The following is a 15,895-nucleotide window of genomic DNA, read 5'->3' on the forward strand; positions in this document are numbered from 1 at the left end:
GAGAGGGCTAGGGTGAGGGTCGCCAGCCCCCACGCTCATTTCGCCAAAAACCGCATGCCTTCTTCCAGCCCGTCGAGTGTCAGCGGGTACATGCGGTCTTCAATCAGATCCCTGACAATCCCTGTCGAAGCGGTGTAATGCCAGGTGTCTTTGGGATACGGATTGATCCAGATGAGCTTTTTGTATTTCTCCATAAAGCGCTGCATCCACTTGTAACCCGGCTCTTCATTCCAGTGTTCGACACTGCCCCCCGCGTGGGTGATTTCATAAGGCCCCATGGACGCATCGCCGATGAAAATCACCTTGTAGTCAGCCCCATAGGTATTGAGCAGATCCTGGGTAGAAATACGCTCAACCTGTCGGCGCTGGTTGTTCTTCCATACCGATTCATAAATGAAGTTATGAAAGTAGTAATACTCCAAGTGCTTGAACTCGGTTTTGCAGGCCGAAAACAGCTCTTCGCAAATCTTCACGTGCGAATCCATCGAGCCGCCAATATCAAACAGCAACAACAGTTTGATGTTGTTACGGCGCTCGGGACGCATCTGAATATTCAGCAAGCCACCATCGCGTGCCGTTTGGTCGATGGTGCCATCAATATCAAACTCTTCGGCTGCGCCCTGACGCGCAAACTTGCGCAAGCGTCGTAGCGCCACCTTGATATTGCGTGTGCCCAATTCAACCTGATCGTCGAGGTTCTTGTACTCGCGTTGCTCCCATACCTTGGCCGCCTTGCCCTGACGCAGGCCGGCATCACCCACGCGAATGCCTTCAGGGTGGTAGCCGCCCGAGCCAAATGGGCTGGTGCCGCCGGTGCCGATCCATTTGTTGCCACCGGCATGGCGTTCCTTTTGCTCTTCAAGGCGCTGCTTGAAGGCTTCGATCAGCTTGTCCAGCCCACCCAGCGTCTGGAGTTGAGCGCGATCCTCATCGCTTAATGATCGCTCGAACTCCTTGCGCAGCCAGTCTTCTGGGATCAATGCTTCAAGATGCTCATTGAGGTTTTGCAAACCGTTGAAATACGCACCAAACGCACGGTCGAACTTGTCGAAATGGCGCTCGTCCTTCACCAGAATCGTGCGCGCCAGATAATAAAACTCATCCATGTCGGCGAAGGTCACACGGTTTTTCAATGCGTTGATCAAGTCCAACAGTTCGCGCACTGAAACCGGCACTTTGGCCGCCCGCATTTCATTGAACAGATTAAGCAACATGCTTATCGCCTTCTCGAAAAATCAGCGATTGCCGCGACGGCTCATAAAGGCCAGACGTTCAAGCAACTGCACGTCCTGCTCGTTTTTCACCAGAGCACCCGCCAGTGGTGGAATGGCTTTGGTGGGGTCACGTTCGCGCAATACCGCTTCGCCGATATTGTCGGCCATCAGCAGTTTCAACCAGTCCACCAGCTCGGAAGTTGAAGGTTTTTTCTTGAGGCCAGGCACTTTGCGCACATCGAAGAACACGTCCAGCGCTTCACTGACCAAATCTTTTTTGATGTTTGGAAAGTGCACATCAACAATTTTCTGCAGCGTGACGCGATCCGGAAAGTTGATGTAATGGAAGAAACAGCGGCGCAGAAAAGCGTCCGGCAATTCCTTTTCATTGTTCGACGTAATGATGATGATCGGACGGACTTTGGCCTTGATGGTTTCGTCAGTCTCGTAAACGTAGAACTCCATCTTGTCGAGTTCTTGCAGCAGGTCGTTCGGGAATTCAATGTCGGCCTTGTCGATTTCATCGATCAGCAAAATCACCCGCTCATCAGCTTCGAAAGCCTCCCAGAGCTTGCCTTTCTTCAGGTAATTACGCACATCGTGGACTTTATCGACGCCCAGTTGTGAATCACGCAGGCGGCTTACCGCGTCGTACTCATACAAGCCTTGATGCGCTTTGGTGGTGGACTTGATGTGCCAGGTGATCAACTTGCAGCCAAAGGATTCGGCCAATTGTTCGGCCAGCATGGTTTTGCCGGTGCCCGGCTCACCCTTGACCAGCAATGGGCGTTCAAGGGTAATGGCCGCGTTGACCGCCAGTTTCAGGTCGTCGGTGGCGACATAGGCGCGGGTGCCTTCAAACTTCATCGGTAAATCCTCAAGCCATGGCCCGTGGCCTGCGAGGGCAGGGCGGGAGAAAAAGTATGTCCGACTATAACGCGACGCGCCGCAGGCTGGGAACGTAAGCGCTTTATTCAGATTATGAATGGATCGTCACGAACTGACTCACTCTGACTTGGGCGCGGGTTGTTCATAACGGGCATTGAATGCCTGGACAAACCCATTGCGCAAAATCTGCAAGAACGCCTGAAACCCACTGATGTCTTGGCGATGCACACTGCCGCTCAGTTCGACCCGAGTCGCGAACTGGTTTTTAGGCTGGTTTTTCAGCACCGTCTCGGTGCCGCCCACCACGGCCTCCCAGATAGAACGAAAGAACCCCTTGTCTTTGTTCTCGACATCCTGCTGCCAGTTGAACACTTCCACGTTGCGTAACAGCGGTTTGATATAGCCCTTTAAACGCCCTTTATCGGCTTGAGCTTCAATCACCAAGTCGCCATTGCCGGCATTAAAGTCAAATTTGCCGTAGGCCGAAGCGAAGCTGTTAAAGCGTTTTAATTCAATATTCGTGGCGCGCAGGCGAAACTCAAAGTTTTCAAAGTTGCTCAGCGGGTCGAAGGTCGCGCTGACTTCCATGGGGGCCTGTCCCAGTAACAGGGCTTTGCCCTCCAGGCGCGCATCGCGCTTGCCTTCGACGTCCACCACGTTGGTTAAATTGAACACGCTGGCATTAATGTCAGTGGCGCTCAGGTTAACGGGCGGTTTGGAATTGAAGTTGCGAAAGGTGACTTGCCCGTCTTGGATGCGCACCTCGTTGAGGGTGATGGGCAGTAATTTGCGTAATTGTTCGCGCCAGTCGGTGCCTTCACCCGTTTGCGTGGCAGATTTATTAACGCCGCCATCGACAAAATTAATGTGCGGCCTGACAAACACGGCCTCGGCGACCACTGCGCGGTCGTACCAGAGTGAGTGCCAACTGACCGCCAGCTCAAGCGTCGGAATTTGGACGAAAGGCACGGGAACCTTGCCTGACACCTTGACGATTTCCAGGTCATTGATCCGATAGGCACCGCGCCACAAGGCTAGATCCACGTCATGGACATGCCCGCTATAGTCACCCATATGCGCCAGTTTGTCGTTCAAGTAGTTGCGCACCACATAGGGCAGGGCGATGTGAGCCACCACCAGCAGTACCACCAACACACCTACCGTACACAATGGCCATCTGTATCGCGCTTTCATGATCTTGCCTCCCTCAGTACAAAATGGACTGCACTGCGCGCCAGACGTTCGCATGACTGGACGCCTGAGAACACGAAGCCTACCCTGAGGCCTTTCCAGAAGGTGCATAAGGATCCCGTCATGAGCCGCATTTTTGCAGATAACGCCCAATCCATCGGAAACACGCCTTTAGTCCAGATCAACAGCATCGCGCCCCGTGGCGTGACCATCCTGGCCAAGATAGAAGGGCGCAACCCCGGCTATTCGGTGAAATGCCGCATTGGCGCCAATATGATCTGGGACGCAGAAAGCCGGGGTGTGCTCAAGCCGGGTATGACCATCATTGAACCGACGTCGGGTAACACGGGCATTGGCCTGGCCTTTGTCGCGGCGGCGCGCGGTTACAAGTTGATGCTGACCATGCCGTCATCGATGAGCCTTGAACGACGCAAAGTGCTCAAGGCGTTAGGAGCTGAACTGGTACTGACCGAGCCGGCCAAAGGCATGAAAGGGGCGATCGACAAGGCGGCTGAAATTCAGGCCACTGACCCGGACAACTTCTTTATGCCCCAACAGTTCGAAAACCCTGCCAACCCGGCCATTCACGAAAAGACCACCGGCCCGGAAATCTGGAACGACACCGACGGCAGCGTGGACGTGCTGGTATCGGGCGTGGGCACGGGTGGCACCATCACTGGCATTTCGCGCTACATCAAACACACCCAGGGCAAGCCGATTTTGTCAGTCGCGGTAGAACCCATTACCTCGCCGGTTATTACCCAGGCGCTGGCGGGAGAAGAAATCAAACCGTCGCCGCACAAAATCCAGGGCATTGGTGCCGGTTTCGTACCGAAAAACCTCGACCTGTCGATTGTCGACAAAGTGGAACTGGTCAGCGATGACGAATCCAAAGCGATGGCCCTGCGCTTGATGCATGAAGAAGGCATTCTGTGCGGCATCTCGTGCGGAGCGGCGATGGCCGCAGCGGTGCGCCTGGCCGAGACCCCGGAAATGCAAGGCAAGACCATTGTTGTGATCCTCCCTGACTCGGGTGAGCGCTACCTGTCGAGCTTCCTGTTTAGCGACATCTTCAGCGAGCAAGAATTGCATCAGTAAATCGATGCCTGGTAGCCGCTGCAACAGCGGCTACCCTTTATTGCCTGACTCAAATCAAACAGCGTCCCCTTACGCTTATGCATAATTAATCGTTTATTACCTGTTCCTTAACACTGAATGATGGAAGACGCGGGTTTTGTCCTACGCCGGTAATGTTTATCATGACCGGCTGCCACGCTGCGTGACCGACCCGCTGCAGGTTGCCTATTTTCGAGGAGTTGTTGCATGACCTTATCCTTCGCCATCAAGGCAGGGCTGATACTGCTGTTTGTTGCCAGCATCCTATACGTGCATTTGCGCGGTAAAGCGCGTTTGCCCGTGCTGCGTCAGTTCGTCAACCACTCCGCGTTCTTTGCGCCGTACAACGCCTTGATGTACCTGTTTTCTGCTGTGCCGTCCAAGCCTTACCTGGACCGCAGCAAGTTCCCCGAGCTGGATGTGCTCAAGAACAACTGGCAGGTCATTCGTGAAGAAGCCATGCACCTGTTCGACGAAGGCTACATTCGCGCGGCGGAAAAAAACAACGACGCTGGATTCGGTTCGTTCTTCAAAAAAGGCTGGAAGCGTTTTTACCTCAAGTGGTACGACAAGCCGCTGCCATCGGCCGAATTGCTGTGCCCTAAAACAGTTGAACTGGTCAACAGCATCCCGAACGTCAAGGGAGCGATGTTTGCCCTGTTACCGGGTGGCAGCCACCTCAACCCACACCGCGACCCGTTTGCTGGTTCGTTGCGTTACCACCTTGGGCTGACCACGCCCAACTCCGATGCGTGCCGCATCTTTGTTGACGGAGAAGAATACAGCTGGCGCGATGGCGAAGACGTCATGTTCGATGAGACCTACGTTCACTGGGTCAAAAACGAAACCGACATTACCCGCGTCATCCTGTTCTGTGACATTGAGCGGCCCTTGACCAGCCGCCTGATGACCCGCATCAACCGCTGGGTCAGTGCTCAACTGGGCAAAGCGACTGCACCGCAAAACACCGACGATGAGCGTGTAGGCGGTATCAACAAAGCCTATGCCTGGAGCAAAACCTTCAGTGACCGGTTCAGTGGTGTGGTTAAACAGTGGAAGCGCCGTCATCCCAAGCTATACCGAGTAGCCCGCCCGGTATTGGCGGTTATCGTGCTGGTGCTATTGGTGCGTTGGTTGTTTGGATAATTAACAGCAACTGCTGTTGCTGTTGCTGTTGCTGTTGCTGTTGCTGTTGCTGTTGCCGTAGATCTTGATCTTGATCTGGCTTTTGATCTTGATCTGCCGCCCCGTCGGGAGGCCGAGTGTAGGTTTCGCGGAGTGGGTCGACCGGCATGGATGCCGGGAGAGCTGCGATCGGGCCAAGGATGGCCCGTCGCAGCGTGCCCACGGAGCGGGACCGGAGTGAGGGACACCTGAGCGAAGCGAGGGCCGTACGCAGGGGCAAGGCCTTTTTGCTTACTTTTGTGGCTGTTTGACAAAAGTGAGCCGCCGTAAGGGCGGAACCCGTAGAAAGTCTTAATACATCCAATGGATATGTACGCAGGCCAATTAAAAGCTTCGAGTACATATCCATTACATGCTTTTAACTGCAATAAAGGTTTCGCCCTTACGGCGAGGCACTTTTGTCAAACAGCCACAAAAGTACCCAAAAAGTCCTTGCCCTACCATACGGCCGAGCTCGCCTAGGCTCGCCCGGTGCCAGAACGAAGGCACTGTTATGGGGGCCCGCCGCGACGGGCCATCCTTGGCCCGATCGCGGCTGGCTCGGCGTCATGCCTCGCCACCCCCCATAACAGCACCTGCGTTCAGCCTCCTGTGATGGGCCCCAGCGTCGTTCCCACTGTTTCGGTGGCGGCAGTGAAATTGTTTTAGAAGCTAGAAGCTAGAGGCTAGAGGCTAGAGGCTTGCCGCCAGACTTTATCCCTTCGTAACCACCCCCGGCCTAAGCACCAACCACAACGCCACCGCAATCAACACCCCGCCATACACATGGGCCATCGACAATGGCTCGCCCAGGAACAACGCCCCCCAGAGCACGCCAAACGGCGGAATCATAAACGTCACCGTCATCGACTTGACCGGGCCAATACTGGTCAGCAAGCGGAAATACAGAATGTACGCAAATGCCGTACACACCAACCCCAGCCCCAACAACGACAACCAGACACTCATCCCGCCCCAGCTGACAGGAGGCTGATTAACCACGCTCAGTGCAAACAGCGGCAGCAAGAACAACGTAGCCCCCAGCATGCTGCCCAGCGCTGACAATCGTGGGTCAAGGCCGCCTTGCTGGTCCAGCCAGCGGCGCGCGAGAAAACCGGCAAAGCCATAGCACGTCGTGGCCAGCAGGCAGGCAAGGGCGCCCATCAGCAAGTCCAGGTCGAAGGCTACCGGCCCGGCACGGGTCAAAACGCCCACACCCAGCAGCCCCAGAAACACCCCGGCCATTTTGGTCAGGGTCAGTTTTTCACTGAAAAACAGACCGCCAATCAATACGCCCATCAGTGGCGTAGTCGCGTTGAAAATAGCCGAGTAACCCGCGGGCAATACCTGGGCCGCCACCGAGTACAACGTGGCCGGAACCCCGGAGTTGATGACCCCGAGGATTAAAATAACCTTGAATTTACCGTCAAAATTCCAACGCACCCGCATCAGCGCCAGTATCACCAGCAAGCCAGTGGCCGCAATGGAAACCCTGAAAAACGCAGTAGGGACAGTCCCGAGAACCGGTGCGATGATGCGCATAAACAAAAAGCTGGCGCCCCAAATACCTGCCAATGACAGCATTCGGACGATATCGACAAGTCTCACGGCAGTATCCCTACAAAGTTCAAGCCGAGCAGTGTAAGTGATGCCGCGATTCAGGTGAGTCGGATTTTCACCGCTACGCTGAGCATGATCATGTGAGTCGAGTCGCAATCAGGTGTCATCAATCCCTACAGATTCGTGCATAAGCGCCTAAATCTGCGACAATCCGCCCCCTGCCTTTACCAAGACTACTGCGCACCTGATGACTGACGAATCGCCTGCTATCGAGCAACTGTTGAAAAATCTTGATCACGCCATGATTGCCGACCGGCATAAGCTGCGCCGGCAATTGCATGAACTGCGCAAAAAGCCTGATGACGCCAAGTTGGCCGCATGGGCAGAGCGCGTGCAGGCGTCGTGCGAACAGGTCAAGGCGCGGGCGGTGAGCGTGCCGTTGATTCGTTATGACGAAAATCTGCCGATTGCCGCCAAGCGTGACGAGATCAAGGCGGCACTGCTCAAGCATCAGGTGTTGATTCTGGCCGGTGAAACCGGCTCGGGTAAAACCACTCAATTGCCGAAAATCTGCCTTGAAATCGGCCGTGGCCAGCATGGCCTGATTGGCCACACACAGCCGCGACGCATTGCAGCACGCAGTGTCGCCAGTCGGGTGGCGGAAGAACTGGCCACGCCGCTGGGGGCGTTGGTCGGCTATCAGGTGCGGTTCGAAGATCAAAGCGATTCCAATACGCTGGTCAAACTGATGACGGACGGCATCTTGCTGGCCGAAACCCAGCACGACCGTTACCTGGAACGCTATGACACGATCATCGTCGACGAAGCCCATGAACGCAGCCTGAACATCGACTTCCTGCTGGGTTATTTGAAAATCCTGCTGCCGCGACGCCCCGATCTGAAAGTCATCATCACCTCGGCCACCATCGATCTTGAGCGCTTTTCCAAGCACTTTGACGATGCACCGATTGTTGAGGTGTCAGGTCGAACCTTTCCGGTTGAAACCTGGTATCGGCCGCTGACCTCTGAGCAAGACGAGGAGGGCAACAGCGTCGAGGAGGACTTGAGCGTCGATCAGGCGATTCTTGCGACCCTGGATGAAATCGCTGCGTTCGAGCGCAGCGAACGCAAAAGCCCTGGCGATGTGCTGGTATTTTTGCCCGGCGAGCGCGAAATTCGTGACGCCGCTGACATGCTGCGCAAAGCCCAGCTCAAGCACACCGAAATCCTGCCTTTATATGCACGACTGACACCGGCCGAGCAGCAGCGGATTTTCCAGTCCCATGCCGGTCGCCGTGTGGTGCTGGCGACGAACGTCGCCGAAACGTCGCTAACGGTGCCAGGCATCCGGTATGTGATCGACAGCGGCACCGCGCGCATTAGCCGTTACAGTTATCGGGCCAAAGTTCAGCGCTTGCCCATTGAGGCCATTTCTCAGGCCAGCGCCAACCAGCGTAAAGGTCGGTGTGGTCGGGTTGAGCCGGGTATTTGTGTGCGCTTGTACAGCGAAGAAGACTTTAACGGGCGCCCCGAATTTACCGATCCGGAGATTCTGCGTACCAACCTGGCCGCCGTTATCTTGCAAATGCTGCACCTGCGTCTGGGCGAAATTACTCAGTTTCCGTTTATTGAGCCGCCAGATGGCAAGGCCATTACTGACGGTTTTAACCTGCTGCAAGAGTTGTCGGCGGTTAACCGTGAGAATCAGCTGACGCCACTGGGTCGCCAGTTGGCGCGCTTGCCGGTCGACCCGCGGATGGGGCGTATGCTGCTGGAAGCGGCCAAGTTGGGCAGCTTGCAGGAAGTGTTGATCGTTGCCAGCGCGATGTCGGTGCAAGACCCGCGTGAACGTCCGCCCGAGCGTCAGCAAGCCGCAGATCAGGCGCACGCGCAATGGAAAGATGTCGACTCCGATTTTGCCGCGCTGATCAATGTCTGGCGTGGCTTTGAAGAGCAGCGTCAGGCGTTGACGGCCAGCCCGTTGCGTAACTGGTGCCGCAAGAATTTCCTGAACTACTTGCGGTTGCGCGAGTGGCGCGACTCGCACCGTCAATTGAGTCTGATCTGCCGCGACATGCAACTCACCGTCAATAAAGAGCCCGCGGATTACCCCAAACTGCATAAGGCGGTGTTGTCTGGCTTGCTCAGTCAGATCGGGCAAAAAACTGAGGATGGCGATTACCTTGGCGCGCGTCAGCGCCGGTTCTGGATTCATCCGTCATCGGGCCTGGGCAAAAAACGCCCTCAATGGTTGATGACCGCCGAGCTGGTTGAAACGACCAAACTGTATGCGCGTATGGTCGCCAAAATCGAACCGGACTGGATTGAGCCGCTGGCCGGGCACTTGATCAAAAAGAATTACTTCGAGCCGCACTGGGAGAAGAAGCGCGGGCAAGTGGTGGCCTACGAGCAAATCACCTTGTTCGGCTTGATCGTGGTTGGTCGCCGTGCCGTACATTACGGGCCGATTGATCCGGTATTGTCGCGCGAGCTGTTTATCCGCGAAGGCCTGGTGCGGGGCGAGATTCAGTCACGGGCCAAGTGTTTGACGGCCAACGCCAAGTTGCTCGAACAGCTCGACGAACTGGAAGCCAAGGCCCGACGCCGCGACATTTTGGCTGACGAAGAAACCCTGTACGCCTTTTACGATGCGCGGCTTCCGGCTGAGATCCATCAGACGGCGACCTTTGATAGCTGGTATCGCGTCAACAGTCAGAAAGACCCGCAACTGCTGATCATGCGCGAGGAGGATGTGCTGGCGCGTAAAGCCACCGAAATCACCGCCCAGCATTTCCCGGACACCCTGCATCTGGGCGATTTGACCCTTGAACTGAGCTATCACTTTGAACCGAACCACCCGCGCGACGGGGTAACGGTCAAAGTACCAGCGCCGTTATTGCCGGTATTGCCGCCTGAGCGTCTTGAGTGGCTGGTGCCGGGCATGATCGAGGCCAAATGCATTGCACTGGTGCGCAGTCTGCCCAAGGCGTTGCGTAAAAACTTTGTACCCGTGCCGGACTTTGTCAAAGCCGCCTTGCAGCGCATGACGTTTGCCGAAGGTTCGTTGCCTCAGGCACTGGGTCGCGAGTTGTTGCGCATGACCGGTGCTCGGGTCAGCGATGACGCCTGGGCCGAAGCCGCGCAGCAGGTCGAAAACCACCTGAAGATGAACCTTGAAGTGGTCGACGGCGAAGGTAAGTTTCTCGGCGAAGGCCGTGATTTGGCCGAGTTGACGGCGCGCTTTGCGCAAGCCAGTCAGGCGGCTCTTGCTGTGCCGCAAACGGCAAAAAGCCAGCAGCCGGTCGAGGCCAAGGTGTTCGCCCCTGTGGCAGAAAAAACCCAGCAGAAGATCGCTGGCTTGTCGATGACGGTTTACCCGGCGCTGGTGGAAGAAGGCAATACGGTCAAGGAGGGGCGTTTTTCGACCCCGGCTGAAGCGGAGTATCAACACCGCCGTGCCTTGCAGCGCTTATTGATGCAGCAACTGGCCGAACCCGCCAAGTTCTTGCGCGGCAAACTGCCGGGTCTGACCGAGTTGGGCTTGCTGTACCGTGAGTTGGGACGGGTTGAGAGTCTGGTTGAAGACATTCTGCTGGCCAGCCTGGACTCGTGCATCCTCGAAGGTGAAGCGAGCCTGCCACGTGACGGTGCCGGACTGGCGTCCCTGGCTGAGCGTAAACGCGGAGCCTGGACCGAACACGCTGAAAAACTGGCAAAGCTGACGCTGGAGATTCTCAAGCTGTGGCATGGCCTGCAAAAACGCTTCAAGGGCAAGATTGATCTGGCTCAGGCGGTTGCCCTGAATGACATCAAGCAGCAGTTGAGCCATCTGGTTTACCCGGGTTTTGTTCGCGAAACCCCGGCCATGTGGCTCAAGGAGCTGCCGCGTTATTTGAAAGCGATTGAATTGCGGCTGGAAAAACTGCCCAGTCAGGTGCAGAAGGATCGTGTTTGGAGTGGCGAGCTGAGTGGCCTGTGGGCGCAGTATCAGGCCCGGGCCACCAAGCATGCCCAGGAAGGCAAGCGTGATCCGCAACTGGAGCTGTACCGCTGGTGGCTTGAGGAGTACCGCGTGTCGCTGTTTGGCCAGCAACTGGGCACCAAGGTGCCGATATCGGACAAACGATTGAACAAACAATGGAGTGTGGTGGAGGCTTAGCGAACCAATCCCAACGCTGTAGCCGCTGACGAGGAACGAAGGCTGCGACCTGCGGCAAAGCCTGACACACCGAGTCGTCCCATCTTGCGACCGCTGCGCGCTCGATCGCAGCCTTTGGCAGCGGCTACAGGTAAGGTGTAGCCGCTGACGAGGAACGAAGGCTGCGATCTTCGGCAAAGCCGCGGTAAAACCTGGCACTCTGAGGTGCTCTGTTTTGCGATCGCTTCGCGCTCTATCGCAGCCTTCGTCAGCGCAAGCATGATCGCCAACGAGTTTTTGATCTGGCTTGTGATCTGGTTTTTGACTTGGCTTTTGATCTGCCGCCCCGTCGGGAGGCCGAGTGGAGGTTCTGCGGAGTGGGTCGACCGGCATGGATGCCGGGAGAGCTGCGATCGGGCCATGGATGGCCCGTCGCAGCGTGCCCACGGAGCGGGACCGGAGTGAGGGACACCTGAGCGAAGCGAGGGCCGTACGCAGGGGCAAGGCCTTTTTGCTTACTTTTGTGGCTGTTTGACAAAAGTGAGCCGCCGTAAGGGCGGAACCCGTAGATAGATTTAACGCATTCAATGGATATGTACACGGGCCTATTAAAAGCTTCGAGTACATATCCATTACTAGCGTCTAGTTGAAGTTATGGTTTCGCCCTTACGGCGAGTTCCTTTTGGCAAACAGCCCCAAAAGGAACCAAAAGGTCCTTGCCCTACCATACGGCCGAGCTCGCCTAGGCTCGCCCGGTGCCTTCACTCCGGCACTGTTATGGGGGCCCGCCGCGACGGGCCATCCTTGGCCCGATCGCGGCTGGCTCGGCGTCCTGCCTCGCCACCCCCATAACAGCACCTGCGTTCAGCCTCCTGTGATGGGCCCCAGTGTTGGTTTCATAGTTTCGGTGGCGGCAGGGGGATTGTTTTAGAAGCTAAAAGCTCAAGCCCAAACCTCCCCATACGAGCAACTGGTTGTGCTCTGAGGATCAAGACAGTATCCACAGAAATGCTTCAGGCAGGCATGCTGCTCAATTCCGTAAAGGACTTTCTTCTGCTAAAGAAGGCCAAATGCTGGCGTTTATGGCAGACTTCGCGGCTATAAATACCTTAAGCGAATGTAGTTCGGGCTTTTCCTCTCTCTATCAGGGGTCAGCCTTTTTATGACTTGGTACGACCGTACCAGTATTTTCTGCTTGATCAGAATAGAGGAACGACCGTGTATAACGTCGTCATCAGCGGCACAGGCCTGTACACCCCGGCCAACAGCATCTCCAACGAAGAGCTGGTGCAATCTTTCAATACGTACGTACAGCAGTTCAATGCCGACAACGCTGCAGCCATCGAGGCGGGCGATGTTGAGCCATTGGCAGAATCCAGCGCTGCCTTTATTGAAAAGGCGTCAGGAATCAAAAGCCGCTTTGTGATGGACAAGGAAGGCATTCTTGATCCGCAACGCATGCGCCCGCACTTGCCGGAGCGCTCCAACGACGAAATGTCGGTGCTCTGCGAAATGGCGGTGGGCGCAGCCCATCAGGCGTTGGAACGTGCGGGCAAAACAGCCGCCGATATCGACGGGGTTATTGTCGCCTGCTCCAACTTGCAACGTCCGTACCCGGCCATTGCCATCGAAGTGCAACATGCCTTGGGCATTCAGGGTTTTGGCTTTGACATGAACGTGGCCTGTTCTTCGGCAACCTTTGGCATTCAAACAGCCAGCAACAGTGTGCAATTGGGCCAGGCCCGTGCGGTACTGCTGATCAGCCCTGAAGTGTGCACCGGCCACCTGAATTTCCGTGACCGTGACAGCCACTTTATCTTTGGTGATGCCGCCACTGCGGTGGTCGTTGAACGTGCCGACCTGGCCACGTCTGCGCACCAGTTCGATATTGTCAGCACCAAACTGCTGACCACCTATTCGAACAACATCCGCAATAACTTCGGCTTCCTCAATCGCGCCTCGGATACACCCGCCGACAGCCCGGACAAACTGTTTGTGCAAGAAGGTCGCAAGGTTTTCCGCGATGTGTGCCCAATGGTGGCCGAATTGATCGGTCAGCATCTTGAGGAAAACACCATTGACGTCAATGACGTTAAACGCTTCTGGCTGCATCAGGCCAACCTGAGCATGAACCACCTGATCGTCAAACGCCTGCTGGGCCGTGAAGCGTCAGTCGAAGAAGCACCGGTCATTCTCGATACTTACGCCAACACCAGCTCGGCGGGTTCGGTGATTGCATTTCATAAGTACCAGGACGATCTGCCGAGCGGAGCGCTGGCAGTGCTGAGTTCGTTCGGTGCCGGCTATTCAATCGGCAGTGTGATTCTGCGCAAGCGTTAAATATCGCTACTTTGCGGGGTGCGAATGCTGACAGCTGACGACACCGATTTGCTCAAGCGTCTGTTGGCAGGTGAGCAGCAGGCGTTTCGGGTGCTGGTCAGTACCTATCAAGGTGCCATGCAGGCGGTTGCCTACGCAATTGTAGGTAACCGCCATGCCGATGAGGTCGTGCAGGATGCCTGGCTGTCGGTGGTGCGCAATCTGTCGTCCTTTGAGGGCCGTTCGAGCCTGAAAACCTGGTTGCTGACCATTACCGCCAATGCCGCAAAAAACCGATATAAGCAGAACCGGCGCGAAGTCCTGCTCGACGACTTGCCTTCGCCTCATGGCCGCATTGACGATGACCGCTTCGCCAGCGATGGTCATTGGCTGCTGGCGCCCTTTGCCTGGCATCAGGACACCCCGGAAGCGTTGCTGACTGAAGATGAATTGCGCGAATGCCTGGAGCACACCCTGCTCAGCCTGCCGCAATTACAGCGCAGTGTGCTGGTGTTGCGCGAACGTCAAGGACTGGAACTGGAAGAGATTTGTAATCTTCTGGAAATATCGCTCTCTAATGCTCGGGTGCTGGTGCACCGGGCGAGGCTCAAAGTCTTCGCCACTGTGGAGCATTTTGAGGAAACAGGAGAATGTTGACCTGCAAACAGTACGTTGCGCAGTCAAGTGATTATCTGGATGGCCAGTTGACCTTTCGACAGCGCTTGGTCGCGCGTCATCATTTACTTTTTTGCCCTAATTGCCGCCGATTTACCCGGCAAATGCGTGTGTTGGGTGCGACCGTAAAAGCACTTGATGAACCGTTACCGGGTGATGTGGAGGTGATGGTGGAGCGGATGATGCGCGAACGGCGCAAGTAAGTCCAAAGCGTGGAGACCTTCGGTGGATTTGAAGGGGGCCGAAGGTTTCCACGCTCTGCAGGTAACACACAAAAAGCTGCTGATTCAGCGTTTTGCTTATTTCCGGGAACCGTAGTGCTTAGAACTTGGCTTCCACGTCCAACTGCAGGGTATTGGCGTCGGCATCTTTATGCGTTGAGGTTGCATAGTCGGCTTTGGTCAGGAAGTACGTCACCCCCACACCGAAGTTCTTGTCGATTTCATAACCCACTTTGAACTTGTGTCCACGGGAACCGGTAGTGCCGTTGGCAAAGTCGGAGTCAGTGAAGGCACCCACCACCGCGTTACGCTGAATATCGCGGTAGTTGTAGTCCAGGCTGAACGCGTCGAGCTTGCTTTTGAAACCCACCAGCCAGGCGTCGTCCTGATCGCTGTCAGTGGCAGCGTTGTGCACGTATTGGCCGTATAGCGACAAAGGAACGGGCAGGTTGGCAATATCAACCTGACCAAAACCTTCGTACAGACGGAATTCGTCGGTGCTGTTGCCGTTAACCGCCAGAGCGCAGGGTGTGGTCTTGGTGCCAGTTGTCGGGCAGTTGCTGTCCTTGTCGTTGTCGTAGCTGTAAACGCTGCCGCCCAAGGTCACTTTCAGGCTGTCAGTCGGGGCGAATTTGGCACCCAGTTGGCCCGCATACAGACGCAGGTCGTGGCGGAACTGCACACCTTCACCGTCGACGTTGTCCTTGAGGGTGTAGTAACCGGCGCTGCCGAACATTTCTACGCCCGAGTTACCCAAGTTGTGTTTATAGGTCGCCGCCAGACCTTCCGGGTTGATATCGCTATCCCAGATCACATCGCCCATGCTGACCCACGGTTGTGGCATCTTGCCGCCGATCAGGTGCAGGTTGGCCAGCGCTGTCGGGTGGTAGTCGATGTAGGCCTGATCCAGCCACAGCTGCTTCTTGTCGAAGTAGTTGTCCAGGTCCTGGTTGGTTGAGCGGGCATCGTCACCACCACCGGTAGCAATACGAATGCCGGTGTTCACTTGCGGATTGATTTCAGTGTAGGCGCCCAGACGAGCACGGATACGCTGGCGATCCTTGTTCTTGCCGTCGGACTCGCCGTCGATCTTGACGTTTTCGTGGCGTACCCGAACGTCACCCTTGAATTCGGTCTTGGCGGCCCAGGCCACTTTTTGTTCAAACGCGCTCAGGTCGGATTTCTTCACCTGATCTGCGGCGGCTTCTTGTTGAGCTTGTTTCTCGCTGGTCAGCTCGGTTTGCAGCTCGGCGTACTGAGCAGGTGAAATGGAGCCGTTGGCTTTGAGCATTTCTAGCAGTTTTGCATCGACGCCAGCGCTGGCCGGAACACTCATGGCCAATACCAGTGTGCCACACAGTCCCGCCGCAACTCGTGTAGAAACAAGACGCATATGAATCTCCCAATAG

11 protein-coding genes are annotated in these 15,895 nt (G+C 56.0%); 6 read left to right on the forward strand and 5 right to left on the reverse strand.

From position 1 onward, the window contains the following. Nucleotides 1–35: 35 nt before the first annotated feature. The 3 genes from FJD38_RS17135 to FJD38_RS17145 form a co-directional block, all read right to left on the reverse strand. A complete protein-coding gene (locus FJD38_RS17135; protein ID WP_146386483.1) occupies nt 36–1,214 on the reverse strand; it encodes a vWA domain-containing protein in 1,179 nt (392 codons plus the stop codon). A 21-nt stretch (nt 1,215–1,235) separates the two neighbouring features. Beyond that, nucleotides 1,236–2,081, reverse strand: a complete 846-nt coding sequence (locus FJD38_RS17140) for an AAA family ATPase (protein ID WP_122784084.1) — start codon at nt 2,079–2,081, stop codon at nt 1,236–1,238. A 138-nt stretch (nt 2,082–2,219) separates the two neighbouring features. Then, nucleotides 2,220–3,296 (reverse strand): DUF748 domain-containing protein, encoded by a 1,077-nt coding sequence (locus tag FJD38_RS17145; protein WP_122784085.1) that lies wholly within the window; start codon nt 3,294–3,296, stop codon nt 2,220–2,222. A 120-nt stretch (nt 3,297–3,416) separates the two neighbouring features. Here FJD38_RS17145 and cysK point away from each other — a divergent pair, with 120 nt between their 5' ends. Further along, complete coding sequence (gene cysK, locus FJD38_RS17150; protein WP_122784086.1) at nt 3,417–4,391, forward strand: cysteine synthase A; 975 nt, start codon at nt 3,417–3,419, stop codon at nt 4,389–4,391. A 225-nt stretch (nt 4,392–4,616) separates the two neighbouring features. Beyond that, nucleotides 4,617–5,555, forward strand: coding sequence for an aspartyl/asparaginyl beta-hydroxylase domain-containing protein (locus tag FJD38_RS17155; RefSeq protein ID WP_146386485.1), 939 nt, complete (start codon nt 4,617–4,619; stop codon nt 5,553–5,555). Nucleotides 5,556–6,287: 732 nt separating this feature from the next. On the opposite strand, the gene FJD38_RS17165 is transcribed toward FJD38_RS17155, so the two are convergent. Continuing rightward, a complete protein-coding gene (locus tag FJD38_RS17165) occupies nt 6,288–7,181 on the reverse strand; it encodes a DMT family transporter (protein WP_122786105.1) in 894 nt (297 codons plus the stop codon). A gap of 199 nt (nt 7,182–7,380) precedes the next feature. Here FJD38_RS17165 and hrpA point away from each other — a divergent pair, with 199 nt between their 5' ends. The 4 genes from hrpA (at nt 7,381) to FJD38_RS17185 (ending at nt 14,468) form a co-directional block, all read left to right on the forward strand. Then, entirely contained in the window at nt 7,381–11,292 is a 3,912-nt protein-coding gene (gene hrpA / locus FJD38_RS17170) for an ATP-dependent RNA helicase HrpA (RefSeq protein ID WP_146386487.1), read from the forward strand. Between the two features lie 1,197 nt (nt 11,293–12,489). After that, the gene (locus tag FJD38_RS17175) at nt 12,490–13,611 is read left to right on the forward strand and encodes a beta-ketoacyl-ACP synthase III (RefSeq protein WP_146386488.1); all 1,122 of its coding nucleotides are present in this window, start codon (nt 12,490–12,492) and stop codon (nt 13,609–13,611) included. Between the two features lie 24 nt (nt 13,612–13,635). Next, a complete protein-coding gene (locus FJD38_RS17180; RefSeq protein WP_146386490.1) occupies nt 13,636–14,247 on the forward strand; it encodes an RNA polymerase sigma factor in 612 nt (203 codons plus the stop codon). Then, entirely contained in the window at nt 14,241–14,468 is a 228-nt protein-coding gene (locus FJD38_RS17185; RefSeq protein ID WP_146386492.1) for a zf-HC2 domain-containing protein, read from the forward strand. Before FJD38_RS17180 ends, FJD38_RS17185 begins: the two co-directional genes overlap by 7 nt. A 118-nt stretch (nt 14,469–14,586) precedes the next feature. Here FJD38_RS17185 and FJD38_RS17190 read toward each other — a convergent pair whose 3' ends face one another. Beyond that, nucleotides 14,587–15,879 (reverse strand): putative porin, encoded by a 1,293-nt coding sequence (locus tag FJD38_RS17190; RefSeq protein ID WP_167654282.1) that lies wholly within the window; start codon nt 15,877–15,879, stop codon nt 14,587–14,589. Nucleotides 15,880–15,895 lie beyond the last annotated feature (16 nt).

It is taken from the genome of Pseudomonas saxonica (assembly GCF_007858365.1).
GTDB lineage: Bacteria > Pseudomonadota > Gammaproteobacteria > Pseudomonadales > Pseudomonadaceae > Aquipseudomonas > Aquipseudomonas saxonica.